At 66.7% G+C, this 13,388-nt stretch carries 12 protein-coding genes and 2 rRNA genes (1 of these 14 running past the window's edge); 11 read left to right on the top strand and 3 right to left on the bottom strand.

Annotated features, from left to right (window positions below; translation table 11 throughout):
- The 10 genes from OG507_RS17580 to OG507_RS17535 all read left to right on the top strand — a co-directional run.
- Positions 1–2,176: ribosomal RNA gene (locus tag OG507_RS17580) — 23S ribosomal RNA — on the top strand (it extends 947 nt beyond the left edge of the window).
- A gap of 77 nt (positions 2,177–2,253) precedes the next feature.
- Positions 2,254–2,370: ribosomal RNA gene (gene rrf, locus OG507_RS17575) — 5S ribosomal RNA — on the top strand.
- A gap of 72 nt (positions 2,371–2,442) precedes the next feature.
- Positions 2,443–3,087 carry an HAD family hydrolase gene (locus OG507_RS17570; RefSeq protein ID WP_327368138.1) on the top strand — a complete coding sequence of 215 codons (645 nt, stop codon included), beginning with the start codon at positions 2,443–2,445 and terminating at the stop codon, positions 3,085–3,087.
- A gap of 42 nt (positions 3,088–3,129) precedes the next feature.
- Positions 3,130–4,335, top strand: a complete 1,206-nt coding sequence (locus OG507_RS17565; protein ID WP_327368137.1) for an MFS transporter — start codon at positions 3,130–3,132, stop codon at positions 4,333–4,335.
- Positions 4,304–5,476 (top strand): acetoin utilization protein AcuC, encoded by a 1,173-nt coding sequence (locus tag OG507_RS17560; RefSeq protein WP_327368136.1) that lies wholly within the window; start codon positions 4,304–4,306, stop codon positions 5,474–5,476. The genes OG507_RS17565 and OG507_RS17560 overlap by 32 nt, the downstream gene beginning before the upstream one ends.
- Positions 5,477–5,597: 121 nt before the next feature.
- Positions 5,598–6,413 carry a phosphatase gene (locus OG507_RS17555; protein ID WP_327372010.1) on the top strand — a complete coding sequence of 272 codons (816 nt, stop codon included), beginning with the start codon at positions 5,598–5,600 and terminating at the stop codon, positions 6,411–6,413.
- Positions 6,414–6,541: 128 nt separating this feature from the next.
- Complete coding sequence (locus OG507_RS17550; protein WP_014046653.1) at positions 6,542–6,754, top strand: helix-turn-helix domain-containing protein; 213 nt, start codon at positions 6,542–6,544, stop codon at positions 6,752–6,754.
- A gap of 110 nt (positions 6,755–6,864) precedes the next feature.
- Positions 6,865–6,963 (top strand): 30S ribosomal protein bS22, encoded by a 99-nt coding sequence (locus OG507_RS17545; RefSeq protein WP_003948845.1) that lies wholly within the window; start codon positions 6,865–6,867, stop codon positions 6,961–6,963.
- A 202-nt stretch (positions 6,964–7,165) separates the two neighbouring features.
- A complete protein-coding gene (locus OG507_RS17540; protein WP_327368135.1) occupies positions 7,166–8,260 on the top strand; it encodes an NAD-dependent epimerase/dehydratase family protein in 1,095 nt (364 codons plus the stop codon).
- Between the two features lie 15 nt (positions 8,261–8,275).
- A complete protein-coding gene (locus tag OG507_RS17535; RefSeq protein ID WP_327368134.1) occupies positions 8,276–9,346 on the top strand; it encodes a lysophospholipid acyltransferase family protein in 1,071 nt (356 codons plus the stop codon).
- A 64-nt stretch (positions 9,347–9,410) separates the two neighbouring features.
- Here the strand turns inward: OG507_RS17535 and OG507_RS17530 are convergent, their stop codons facing one another.
- The 3 genes from OG507_RS17530 to OG507_RS17520 all read right to left on the bottom strand — a co-directional run bounded on the left by OG507_RS17530 (position 9,411) and on the right by OG507_RS17520 (position 12,851).
- The gene (locus OG507_RS17530; RefSeq protein ID WP_327368133.1) at positions 9,411–10,598 is read right to left on the bottom strand and encodes a DUF5667 domain-containing protein; all 1,188 of its coding nucleotides are present in this window, start codon (positions 10,596–10,598) and stop codon (positions 9,411–9,413) included.
- Positions 10,599–10,823: 225 nt separating this feature from the next.
- Positions 10,824–11,600, bottom strand: coding sequence for an ECF subfamily RNA polymerase sigma factor, BldN family (locus OG507_RS17525; RefSeq protein ID WP_030974218.1), 777 nt, complete (start codon positions 11,598–11,600; stop codon positions 10,824–10,826).
- A 336-nt stretch (positions 11,601–11,936) separates the two neighbouring features.
- Positions 11,937–12,851: an HAD family hydrolase gene (locus OG507_RS17520; RefSeq protein WP_327368132.1), complete on the bottom strand. Its 915-nt coding sequence runs from the start codon at positions 12,849–12,851 to the stop codon at positions 11,937–11,939.
- Between the two features lie 193 nt (positions 12,852–13,044).
- Here OG507_RS17520 and OG507_RS17515 point away from each other — a divergent pair, with 193 nt between their 5' ends.
- Entirely contained in the window at positions 13,045–13,320 is a 276-nt protein-coding gene (locus OG507_RS17515) for a glutaredoxin family protein (RefSeq protein ID WP_327368131.1), read from the top strand.
- Positions 13,321–13,388 lie beyond the last annotated feature (68 nt).

Genomic DNA, 13,388 nt, shown 5'->3' with positions numbered 1-13,388 from the left:
GTTTCTTGCCGGAGGTAGAGCACTGGATAGGCGATGGGCCCTACCGGGTTACTGACCTTAGCCAAACTCCGAATGCCGGTAAGTGAGAGCGCGGCAGTGAGACTGTGGGGGATAAGCTCCATGGTCGAGAGGGAAACAGCCCAGAGCATCGACTAAGGCCCCTAAGCGTACGCTAAGTGGGAAAGGATGTGGAGTCGCAGAGACAACCAGGAGGTTGGCTTAGAAGCAGCCACCCTTGAAAGAGTGCGTAATAGCTCACTGGTCAAGTGATTCCGCGCCGACAATGTAGCGGGGCTCAAGCGTACCGCCGAAGTCGTGTCATTCACACATATATCCCCAACGGGAGTGTGGATGGGTAGGGGAGCGTCGTGTGCCGGGTGAAGCAGCCGCGGAAGCGAGTTGTGGACGGTTCACGAGTGAGAATGCAGGCATGAGTAGCGATACACACGTGAGAAACGTGTGCGCCGATTGACTAAGGGTTCCTGGGTCAAGCTGATCTGCCCAGGGTAAGTCGGGACCTAAGGCGAGGCCGACAGGCGTAGTCGATGGACAACCGGTTGATATTCCGGTACCCGCTTTGAAACGCCCAGTACTGAATCAGGCGATGCTAAGTCCGTGAAGCCGGCCCGATCTCTTCGGAGTTGAGGGTAGTGGTGGAGCCGACGGACCAGACTTGTATTAGGTAAGCGATGGGGTGACGCAGGAAGGTAGTCCAGCCCGGGCGGTGGTTGTCCCGGGGTAAGGGTGTAGGGCGTGTGATAGGCAAATCCGTCACACATTAAGTCTGAGACCTGATGCCGAGCCGATTGTGGTGAAGTGGATGATCCTATGCTGTCGAGAAAAGCCTCTAGCGAGTTTCATGGCGGCCCGTACCCTAAACCGACTCAGGTGGTCAGGTAGAGAATACCGAGGCGTTCGGGTGAACTATGGTTAAGGAACTCGGCAAAATGCCCCCGTAACTTCGGGAGAAGGGGGGCCATCACTGGTGATCCGATTTACTCGGTGAGCTGGGGGTGGCCGCAGAGACCAGCGAGAAGCGACTGTTTACTAAAAACACAGGTCCGTGCGAAGCCGTAAGGCGATGTATACGGACTGACGCCTGCCCGGTGCTGGAACGTTAAGGGGACCGGTTAGCTGACTTTCGGGTCGGCGAAGCTGAGAACTTAAGCGCCAGTAAACGGCGGTGGTAACTATAACCATCCTAAGGTAGCGAAATTCCTTGTCGGGTAAGTTCCGACCTGCACGAATGGCGTAACGACTTCTCGACTGTCTCAACCATAGGCCCGGTGAAATTGCACTACGAGTAAAGATGCTCGTTTCGCGCAGCAGGACGGAAAGACCCCGGGACCTTTACTATAGTTTGATATTGGTGTTCGGTTCGGCTTGTGTAGGATAGGTGGGAGACTTTGAAGCGGCCACGCCAGTGGTTGTGGAGTCGTCGTTGAAATACCACTCTGGTCGTGCTGGATGTCTAACCTGGGTCCGTGATCCGGATCAGGGACAGTGTCTGATGGGTAGTTTAACTGGGGCGGTTGCCTCCTAAAGAGTAACGGAGGCGCCCAAAGGTTCCCTCAGCCTGGTTGGCAATCAGGTGTTGAGTGTAAGTGCACAAGGGAGCTTGACTGTGAGACCGACGGGTCGAGCAGGGACGAAAGTCGGGACTAGTGATCCGGCAGTGGCTTGTGGAAGCGCTGTCGCTCAACGGATAAAAGGTACCCCGGGGATAACAGGCTGATCTTCCCCAAGAGTCCATATCGACGGGATGGTTTGGCACCTCGATGTCGGCTCGTCGCATCCTGGGGCTGGAGTCGGTCCCAAGGGTTGGGCTGTTCGCCCATTAAAGCGGTACGCGAGCTGGGTTTAGAACGTCGTGAGACAGTTCGGTCCCTATCCGCTGTGCGCGTAGGAATATTGAGAAGGGCTGTCCCTAGTACGAGAGGACCGGGACGGACGAACCTCTGGTGTGCCAGTTGTTCTGCCAAGGGCATGGCTGGTTGGCTACGTTCGGAAAGGATAACCGCTGAAAGCATCTAAGCGGGAAGCCTGCTTCGAGATGAGTATTCCCACCAACTTGATTGGTTAAGGCTCCCAGTAGACGACTGGGTTGATAGGCCAGATGTGGAAGCCTGGTAACGGGTGGAGCTGACTGGTACTAATAGGCCGAGGGCTTGTCCTCAGTTGCTCGCGTCCACTGTGTTAGTTCTGAAATAACGAACGGCCGTGTTGTTCCGGTGTTTGTTTGTTTCATAGTGTTTCGGTGGTCATTGCGTTAGGGAAACGCCCGGTTACATTCCGAACCCGGAAGCTAAGCCTTTCAGCGCCGATGGTACTGCAGGGGGGACCCTGTGGGAGAGTAGGACGCCGCCGAACTCCTTTTACGGGAAAGCCCCGTGCCCTTGTGGCACGGGGCTTTTCTGCGTTCTGAGCGTCTAGGCTCGAACCATGCGCTACGAACTGGTCATCTTCGACAACGACGGTGTGCTCGTGGACAGCGAGCCGATCTCCAACACCATCCTGGCCGAGTACCTCACAGAGCTCGGTCACCCCACCTCGTACCAGGAGTGCCTTCGCGACTACATGGGGTCTGCCGTGCACCGGGTGCACGATCTCGTCGAGGAGAGGACCGGGGAGAAGCTGCCCGCGGACTTCGACGAGACGCTTCACTCGCGGGTCTTCGCCGGGTTCCGGCAGGAGCTGGAGCCGGTGGCGGGTGTGGGGGATGTGCTGGGGAAGCTTGTCGCCGACGGGATCGCGTACTGCGTCGCGTCCTCCAGCAGCCATGAGCGGATCCGGGTCGGGCATCGCAAGACCGGGCTCGACCAGTGGTTCGAGGAGGAGTGGATCTTCAGCGCGGAGGACGTGGGGCAGGGGAAGCCGGCTCCCGATCTGTTCCTGTATGCCGCCGAGCGGATGGGGGTTCCTCCCGAGCGGTGCGTCGTCATCGAGGACAGCCCGCTCGGAGTGGAGGCGGCCAGGGCCGCGGGGATGGATGTGTACGGGTTCACTTCGATGATGCCGGCGGACCGGCTCGCCGGGGTGAACGGGCACTTCTCCGACATGGGCCAACTGCGGGAATTGCTCGCCTGATCCATCTACCCATGGGTAGAGACTGGCCCTACGCTCGCGGCCATGACAGATGCTCGCTTGCGGCACGGCAGGGCCTCCCTCGCGTTGAGCTTCTTCGTGCAGGGCGTCACCTTTGCTCTGCTCGTCACGCGGATTCCCGCCATTCAGGACCGCTACGGGATATCCGACGGGCTGTTGCCGGTGTTCCTGGCCGCGGTGCCGATCCTGGCCGGGGTGGGCAGCGTGGTCACCGAGAAGGTGGTCGCGCGGGTGCGGCCCAGGGGCGTACTGAGGTGGGCTCAGCCCGTTGTGCTGCTTGCGCTGCTCGGCGTCGGGGCCGGGAGCGTGCTGTGGGAGGCGGCGCTGGCGCTCGGTGTGTTCGGGCTGGCCGTCGGGGCGCTCGATGCCTCCATGAACATGATGGGGGTCAGTCTCCAGCGGGCGTACGGGCGTTCCATCATGCTCGGGTTCCACGCCGCGTACAGCCTGGGTGGGATCGCCGGGGCGTCCATGGCGTGGGCCGGGGCGCACTGGGATCTGTCGCTGCTGGTCTCCTATCTGCCGGCGGTTGTCGTGCTCCTGCCCATCGCGCTCATCGGGAGCAGGTGGTACGTCGAGGGCCGGTCGGCGCAGGAGAACCCGGAGGGGGCGCAAGGGAAGGGGGCCGTTTCGGTCCCCTTCACGTTGCTGTTGCCGCTCTGTCTGGTGATGAGCTTCGCGTACATCGGTGACTCGACCGTCTCCAACTGGAGCGCGAAGTATCTGCAGGATGTGCTGGGGAGTTCGGAGCAGCTGGCGACCGTTCCGTACAACGTCTACATGGTGACGACGCTGCTGGGGCGGGCGGTCGGGGACTTCGGGGTCCGGCGGTTCGGGGCCGTGGCCGTGGTGCGGTGCGGGAGCGTGCTGGCTGCTGCCGGGTTCGGTGTGGTGGCGGTGGCCGGTGGGGCGTGGGTCGGGATGCTCGGGTTCACTCTGCTGGGGCTCGGGCTGTGTGTGATCGTGCCGCAGACGTTCGCCGCCGCCGGGCGGATGTTCCCCGGGGCGAGCGACACGGCCGTCGCGCGGCTGAATGTCTTCAACTACGTGGGATTCCTGGTGGGATCGCCGCTGGTGGGGGCGCTCGGGGACGCGTGGAGCTATCGGGGGGCGATGCTCGTGCCGATGGTGCTGGTGCTTGCGACGCTCGTGTACGCCAAGTCGTTCGGTGCGGAGCCTGCCCGATACGGTGGCGGGCATGAGCGGCCGCGCACAGCTGATGTGGGATGACGCAGTAACGGGATACGACTTCGGGGAAAGCCACCCGATGGACCCCGTGAGACTCGCCCTGACGATGGGGCTGGTGCGGGCGTTCGGCCTCGACGGTGCGGTGGATGTGGTGGCGGCCAAGCCCGCCGGGGAGTCGACCCTGCGGCTGGTGCACCGTGAGGACTATGTGGCCGCGGTGCGGGCCGCCTCCACGGATCCGAAGCACGCCGATCAGAACTACGGGCTCGGGACGGTGGACGATCCCGCGTTCGCGGGGATGCACGAGGTGTCGGCGCTGATCGCCGGGCAGTCGGTGGCGGCGGCCGAGGCGGTGTGGCGCGGGGACACCGCGCATGCAGTGAACTTCGCGGGCGGGCTGCACCACGCCATGCCGGGCGGTGCAGCGGGGTTCTGTATCTACAACGACCCGGCGCTCGCCATCGCGCGGCTGCTGGAACTGGGTGCCGAGCGGGTCGCGTACGTAGATGTGGATGTGCATCACGGGGACGGGGTGCAGGCGGCGTTCTGGGAGGATCCTCGGGTCCTGACCGTGTCCATGCACGAGCATCCGCGCACACTCTTCCCGCAGACCGGCTGGCCCGAGGAGACCGGTTCGGGGGCGGGTGAGGGCAGTGCGGTGAATGTGGCGCTGCCGGCCGGTACGGGGGACGCGGGGTGGCTGCGGGCGTTCCATGCGGTGGTGCCGGAACTGCTGGCGGACTTCCGGCCGCAGGTGCTGGTCAGTCAGCACGGGGCCGATACGCATTTCGACGATCCCCTTGCCCATCTCGCGGTGTCGCTGGACGCGCAGCGGGCGGTGATGGCGGCCTGTCACGATCTCGCCCATGAGTACGCGGAGGGCGGGCGCTGGGTGGCGCTCGGCGGGGGCGGTTATGCGGTGGTCGATGTGGTGCCACGGTCCTGGACGCATCTGGTGGGGATCGCGGCGCATGCGCCGGTGGATCCGGAGTCGGTGATTCCTGCTTCTTGGCGGGACGAGGTCTATGCCCGGACGCGGCAGCTGGGGCCGGGGCGGATGACGGATGGGCGTACTCCTTCCTGGAAGTCGTGGGAGGAGGGGTACGACCCCGCGGACCGGCTGGACCAGGCGGTGCTGGCGACCAGGCGGGCGGCGTTCCCGTTGCGGGGGCTGCTGACCTGAGCGGGCGGGGGTGGTCGCGATGCGGCCGTTTTTGTACGGCGGTGAGGAATGGTTACGCCAACTGTGGGGCGTAACCGGGCTTCTGGCCCCCCGTCCGGGTGATTGGGGGAGCATCGGTGAAGTGTTGAGCACCGGAGCGCTGCGTGCGCATCTGCTGGCGGCCCGGCTTGCCGGGCCCGTGGCCACGACGAGGGAAGTGAGCCTGCGGAGCTATCGGCTCTTCGCGGCCCGTGACCCGCGGGCGATGCTCGGACTGGCCCCCGAACGGTGCTGGAACGAGCCCGATCTTCTTCGTCTGATGGCCGACAAGTGCGGGGTTTCGGACGATCCTGCTCATGTCTCGGGCTTTGATGTGATCGATCCGGAGCGGACTCTGGCGGGTCTGGTTGCCTTTGCCGAGCGACTGTCGCATGCCGCGGCCCGGCGGGCGCCGGTGCTGTTCGGGACAGGCCATCCGCACCGGCTGCTCGGTTTCTACGCAGAGCTGGCAGACGCCATGTCGTCGGCCGGATGTCCTGTTCTCACCCCCGCGCAGGGGCGATGTATCGACATAACGACCCGGTTCGGCGTACGCACGCGCCGCCTGGACTATGTAGGAGGAGTTGCGATGGTGTGTGAACCCGGCGCGCGGGCTCCGGGTGGTGACACCGGCGCACATACCCATTCGCCACTTCCGGTCCGGGTCGCTCTGGAGGCTGCCGCGGAGGGCCGGGGGCGGCTGCCGGAGCTGGTGGTCGGGGACCACGGATGGGTCTGCGGGGCAGGTCAGCTGGGCATCGAGGCGATCGGGCTCGCGGATACGGATGATCCCGCGCTGTTCGTCGGGGAGGCCGAGGGGCGGGTGTCGGTCGCCGTTCCGCTCGACGACGCCGTCCGGTCCGCCTACTACCGGCCGCTCACGCGCTATGTACTCAATCGGGCGCGTCTGTCACAGTAGGCGGCCGATCGTCTCTCCTCTTCCCCACTCGCATCACACGCCCCTAATCTGGGCAGTGAGCGCACAGCGACGAAGAGTCACCGGAGGGGAAGCCGGTGCGCGTCCGGTGCGGAAGGTACAGGTGGGTCATGGCTGCTGGCAGCGAGAGGCCTCTCAACGAGGTCAAGTTTCTGACTGTGGCGGAAGTCGCCTCGGTCATGAGGGTGTCGAAGATGACCGTGTACCGCTTGGTGCACAGCGGTCATCTGCCGGCGATCCGGGTGGGCAGGTCCTTCCGGGTTCCGGAGCAAGCGGTTCACGAGTATCTCCGCGAGTCCTTCGTGGGGGTGGAGTCCGCCTGAGGTTCACCTCGGATTACGCCCCTCACGCGGTGGCGGGTAGGCTAGGCCGACGTAGGTCGTGTGGGCCCAGACGCCCCGCACCAGTGAAGAAGAAGTGAGCGAGGGTAGTCGTGGGCTCTGTTATCAAGAAGCGGCGTAAGCGGATGGCCAAGAAGAAGCACCGCAAGCTGCTCAAGCGCACGCGCGTTCAGCGTCGCAACAAGAAGTAGGCGAACGCAGTTCGTGAATCCGCAGCCCTCCCGCCGACCTGGCGGGAGGGCTGCGGCGCGTTGCGGGGCGGTACGTCGCGGGCGGTGCGTACGCGCATTCGGGCCAAAGACTCGGCAGAAGGCCGCCGCGCAGTCATCACAGGGCAACATCCACCCGCTACGGTGACGGCCAGGGGAAACCTTTCGACGGAAGGCGCTGATCTTGGGGAAGGTCGTGCTGGTCACCGGAGCGGCCAGGCAGCTGGGCGGCCGCTTCGTGCGGCGCATCCAGCGTGATCCGGAAGTGGACCGGGTGATCGCCGTCGACGCGGTCGCGCCCGGACACCAGCTGGGCGACGCCGACTTCGTCCGCGCGGACATCCGTCAGCCCGCGATCGCCAGAGTCCTCGCCGAGCACTCCGTCGACACGGTCGTCCATCTGGACGTCTCCGCCAAGTCGGTCGGCACGGGCGGCCGGACGACGGTCAAGGAGACCAACGTCATCGGCACCATGCAGCTGCTCGGGGCCTGCCAGAAGGCGCCGAGCGTGCGGCGGCTGGTGATCAAGTCCAGTACGAACGTGTACGGCTCCGCGCCCCGCGATCCGGCGGTCTTCACCGAGACCACCCCGCCCAAGTCCCTGCCGAGCGGGGGCTTCGCCAAGGACGTGGTGGAGGTCGAGGGGTACGTACGGGGCTTCGCCCGCCGCCGGCCGGACGTCGCCGTGTGCGTGCTCAGGTTCGCGAACATCCTGGGGCCCAAGGCCGATTCTCCGCTCGCCGACTATCTGTCGCTGCCCGTGCTGCCGACGGTGTTCGGATACGACCCCCGGCTCCAGTTCGTGCACGAGGACGATGTCGTCGACGTCCTGGGGATCGCCTCGCGCGAACCGAGGCGCTCCACGCTGAACAGCGGCACCTTCAACATCGCGGGGGACGGCGTGCTGCTGCTCTCGCAGTGCTCGCGGCGGCTGGGGCGGCCCACGATGCCGTTGCTGCTGCCCGCCGTCACCTGGGTCGGCCAGGCGCTGCGTACGGTCGGCATGACGGACTTCTCGCCGGAGCAGATCCGGCTGCTCACCCACGGCCGGGTGGTCTCCACCGTGCAGATGCGCGAGACCCTCGGTTTCCACCCGGAGTTCAGTACTGCTCAGACGTTCGCGGAGTTCGCGCGCAGTCAGGGGCCGGGACTGCTGCCGCCCGAGGCGGTGGGCAGGGCGGTCGACCGGCTGGCCGCGATGCCGTTCGCCCGGCCGGGTGGCGAAGTCCCGGGGATCACCGGGGCGGGCGACACACGCCCGGCCCCCAGCGCCAGGTAGAGGAGCGCATCGACGATGGCGGATGCCAAGGTCATTCCGTTCGACGACGACCGTTCGCGGTCGGGCGGCTCATCGCGCTCCGCGCGACGCCGGTCCGCGGGGGGCGGCAGCAGCCGGGGCCAGGGGCCCGCGGCGGCCTCTGTGGTCGGGACTGCGGCCGTCAGCGCGCTTCCCGGGCAGCAGGACGCCTCGCTGCCGCAGGAGGAGCCCCAGCAGGCCGGGCAGCCCCTGGAGGGGGCCGGGAGCGGCGGCTGGGACCGGCGGATCGCGGGCGGGCTCGCGTTCCTGCGGCGGCGGGTCACCGGTGAGTACGAGGTCGACGAGTTCGGATACGACAAGGAGCTGACCGATCAGGTCCTGATGTCGATGCTGCGGCCGGTGTACGAGAAGTACTTCCGGGTCGAGGTGAAGGGCATCGAGAACATTCCGTCCGAGGGCGGGGCTCTCATCGTGTCCAACCACTCGGGGACGCTGCCGCTGGACGGGCTGATGCTCCAGGTCGCCGTGCACGACAACCATCCGGCGGGGCGGCATCTGCGGCTGCTCGCCGCCGATCTCGTCTTCATGCTGCCGGTGGTCAACGAGCTTGCCCGCAAGGCCGGTCACACACTGGCCTGCGCGGAGGACGCGGAGCGGCTGCTGCGGCAAGGCGAGGTCGTCGGCGTGATGCCGGAGGGCTTCAAGGGCATCGGCAAGCCGTTCGGCGAGCGGTACAAGCTGCAGCGCTTCGGGCGGGGCGGCTTCGTCTCCACGGCGCTGCGGGCCGGGGTGCCGATCGTTCCGTGCTCGATCGTGGGGGCGGAGGAGATCTACCCGATGATCGGCAACTCGAAGACGCTGGCGCGGCTGCTGGGCTTTCCGTACTTCCCGATCACGCCGACGTTTCCCTGGCTGGGGCCGCTCGGGGCGGTGCCGTTGCCGACGAAGTGGACGATTCAGTTCGGGGAGCCGATTTCCACGAGTGGGTATCCGGTGGAGGCGGCGGAGGATCCGATGCTGATGTTCAATCTGACGGATCAGGTGCGGGAGCAGATTCAGCACACGCTGTACAAGTTGCTGGTGCAGCGGAGGTCGGTGTTCTTCTGACGCCGCACGGGCTTGATTCAATCGCCGGACGGGCTTGGTTCTGCCCGTCCGGCGATCGCGTTCGTCAGTCGTCCAGGTCCTCGCCGTGGATTCCCAGGCCCGGGAGCAGGCCGGGGAGGAGCGGGGGCAGTGTGACGTCCGGGGGGGACGGGGGGCTGATCCGGCCGTCGTCGGACGGGGTGCTGCCCGGCGGCGGGGTGTCGAGCAGTCCGTCCGTACCGCCGGTGATCAGGCCGTCGGACGGACTGCTGCCGGAGGTCGACGGGTGGGGCGAGGCGCTGTCGCCCGGGCCCTGTGAGGCGTCCGGTGACGAGGGCTCGGACCGGTCCGTGGGGGACGATCCCGTGCCCTGTTCCGAACCGTCGGACTGCTGTGAATCGCCGCTTCTGTCCGGGGTGCGGGGCAGCAGCGACTGCAGCGGTCCGACCTCTTCGTCTATGGCGTCGAAGACCGAGCTGACCTGTTCGCCGACATCGGTCAGCTGCACGGGCAGCCGGTCGCGCAGGCTGCTCCAGCTGCCGCGGTGCGAGCGGGAGAAGGATTCCAGGGTCTGGATCGGGCCGATGGCGCCGTTGCGCTGGTAGGCGGCGTGGAGCAGGCGGTGGCCCTCGGTGGCGTCGTGCGTCATGCCGTTGAGCGTGCGCCTGACCTCGCCGAGCTGTTCGTGGTCCAGATCGCCGGAGCGGGTGCGCTCCATCAGCCTGCGGGCTTCGCTGAGCCGGGTCGACGCCTGGTCGAGGTAGACCTCGCCCCGGTCGGCGTCGCCGCTGGCCATGCCGAGCTGGATGTCCTCCATGCCGCGCTTGAGCCCGTACAGCGAATCACCCGGCAGGGCGTCGGAACTGGCAGCGGCCACTCCGCCGAAGGCTCCCGCGGCCACACCGACGGTGAGCCCGCCGGCCGCGAGACCCTTCGTCCAGCGTGAACGCGGACGGAATTTCCGGAGCGGGGAGGCCCGGTGGGCCCCCTTGGTCCGCTGTTCGGGCACCGTAGGGCCCGAGGACGCACCGCCCTCGGCGAACATGGCCTCCATGGCGGCGACGAGCTGGGCTCGCTGCACCACTTTGACTTCGGGATCCAACTCCGGCCGCGGTAGCTCGCCGAGGCCGTTCGCCAGGGCCAACAGCGGTCCGTGGTCGGCCTGTTCGGCCGGTTCCTCGGGCTGTACGGCCGCCGCACCGTGGAGCGACTGCTCCTCCACGGCCTGGGCGAAGGCGTTCGCCCGCCGGTGTGCCGAAACGTTTGCGATCACTGGCGGCACCTCCTCTCGTCATGACGGTCGACTCCCCTGAGGGTCCGGAAGGTTGCACACCTTGAGCGCCTCCACACGAAAGAGTGAGTGTCGGCGGACATGGGGTGACGACAGGGGGCCTGCAACCGGCACAACGAGGGGCGCGGCACTTGGGTTACGCAAGAAGGATGATCGGACCAGTGCGTGTTGAGCATATCGCCGAGAGTGATTCGGCCGGGGGTGAGGTCAGCGGGCATCGTCCGGAAGGAGCCGGGCCAGGGTGCGGACGGCGCGGTACTGCAGGGTCTTGATCGCGCCCTCGTTCTTGCCCATGACCCGGGCGGTTTCGGCGACCGAGAGGCCCTGCAGGAAACGCAGGGTCACGCATTCCTGCTGCTGGGGGTTGAGTCGGCGCACGGCCTGCAGCAGTGCGGCGTTGGAGAGGGACTCCAGGACGGAGTCCTCGGGGCTGCGCTCGACCTCGTTGGCGTCGAGCATTTCGCCGGTGGTCACTTCCAGCCGGAAGCGGCTGGACTTGAAGTGGTCGGCGACGAGGTTGCGGGCGATCGTGACCAGCCAGGCGCCGAAGTCGCGGCCCTGCCAGGTGAACGTGGAGATGCGGCGCAGGGCGCGCAGGAAGGTCTCACTGGTGAGGTCCTCCGCCGTCGCCTTGCCGCCCACGCGGTAGTAGATGTAGCGGTACACGGTGTCGCTGTACTGGTCGTAGAGGCGGCCGAAGGCGTCGGCCTCGCCGGCCTGTGCGCGCTCGACGAGATCCATCATGCGCGCGCTGTCGCTGTCGGCGGTCGGCCGACGAACGGTGGACGTGGTTGTTGCGCCGCGGTTGCTGCGTCTTCCGACCGCTGCACCGCGTTCGGCCAGGGCGTAGCAAGGGCCGACAGGTGCAGGGGCGGCGAATGCGGGTACGGCGTACGCGGTGGGGACGAAGCCGCGCAAGCGGTCGGCGACCGTTGCGCGCAGCGTAGCCAGGCCCGAGGCGTCAACCCCGACGTGTGGGTACACGGGACTCCCAGAGGCAGAGCTTCCATCACGTGCAGTGCGAAACCGTCACTCGTCGTAGTGAGTGGGGGGTTCCGGAATGCGTCTGAGGAGAATAACGCTTCGTACAGGCAGTGCTACACCCAGTTGCTCAAATCATCGATTACGTCGCTTCTGTAGCGACTATTCGATGCATCAAGTAGCACATCGTGACCGGTTATTGATCGGATTACTTCGTGATCTGCCTATGAGCGCGACGGGTTGTGGTCGGGTGCGAGCAATCCGACTGGCGGGAGCGGTCGGTGGGTAAGGGGTCCCGATTGGCGGCAGGCCGCCGGGCGTGGCGCGAACGAATGTGCGTCAGCGACGGCGGCGGTGCAGGGCGACGGCGGCGGCGGTGCCGCCCGCGAGTGCGCCGACGCCGGCCGCGGCCGGGATGCCGACCTTGGCGGCCTTGCGGCCCGTCCGGTAGTCCCGCAGCCGCCAGTCGAGCGCGCGGGCGTGCTTGCGGAGCTTGGAGTCCGGGTTGATCGCGTACGGATGTCCGACCAGGGACAGCATCGGGATGTCGTTGTGCGAGTCGCTGTACGCGGCGCAGCGGTCGAGGTCCAGGCCCTCGGCCGCGGCCAGGGCGCGGACCGCCTCGGCCTTCGCGGGGCCGTGCAGCGGCTCGCCGACCAGGCGGCCGGTGTAGACGCCGTCTACGGATTCGGCGACCGTGCCGAGCGCGCCGGTCAGGCCGAGGCGGCGGGCGATGATCGTGGCGGTCTCCACCGGGGCGGCGGTGACCAGCCAGACGCGCTGTCCGGCGTCGAGGTGGGCCTGGGCGAGGGCGCGGGTGCCGGGCCAGATGCGGTCGGCCATGTACTCGTCGTAGATCTCCTCGCCGATGGACATCAGCTCGGAGACGCGGTGGCCCTTGACGATGGACAGGGCGCTGTCGCGGGCGTCCTGCATGTGCTCCGGGTCCTCGACGCCGGCCAGTCGGAACCAGGCCTGCTGCCAGGCGAACCGGGTCAGCTCGCGGCGCTGGAAGAACTTCCGCTTGTACAGACCGCGGCCGAAGTGGAAGATCGCTGCGCCCTGCATCACGGTGTTGTCCAGGTCGAAGAAGGCGGCGGCCCGTTCGTCGCCGACGACGGGGAAGGGCGCCTCCTCGGACGTGCCGGTGGGGAGGGAGGACTTCCGCGCTGCCTCAGCTGCTGCCTCGCCTGCCAGCACGCTCCGTGCTGTCGCGGGGCGCCTACGGGGTGTGAGCCATCCAAGAGCGGCCATGGCGTGAGCATAGCCAGTCGGTTCGGCCCTTCCGGACCTGCCGGGATGCCGTGCCGTGAACTCTCGGCTGCGGATGTGTTAAACGGGCGATTCGGGGCGTATTGGGTGAGGTGTCGCGGATCGAGGGGGAACCTGTCCTGTTCCGGCCCGTTCCGGCGCGGACTGCCGGTCCTGCGCGGCGCAGAATGGGGGCATGAGTGCCCTGTTGCGACGTATGAAGAAGAAGCCCGCGGACCGGGTGGTGACCCTGGTCGGGAAGCCCGGATGTCACCTCTGTGACGGCGCGAGGGCAGTGGTGCGGGAGGTGTGTGCGGAGACCGGTGCGTCCTGGGAGGAGAAGGACATCACCCAGGACGAGGAGCTGCACCGGGCGTACTGGGAGCAGATTCCGGTCGTCCTGATCGATGACGAACAGCACACGTTCTGGCGGGTGGATCCCGTGAGGCTGCGCGACGCACTGCGCTCCTAGGCGAACGCGGTTACCATCGTGGGCGTTTTGAGTGGTCTCGGGGGAGTGGCTGTGAGGAGTGTGTACCG

The organism is Streptomyces sp. NBC_01217 (genome assembly GCF_035994185.1).
GTDB lineage: Bacteria > Actinomycetota > Actinomycetes > Streptomycetales > Streptomycetaceae > Streptomyces.
This window is presented reverse-complemented; position numbering and strand designations above follow the sequence as displayed.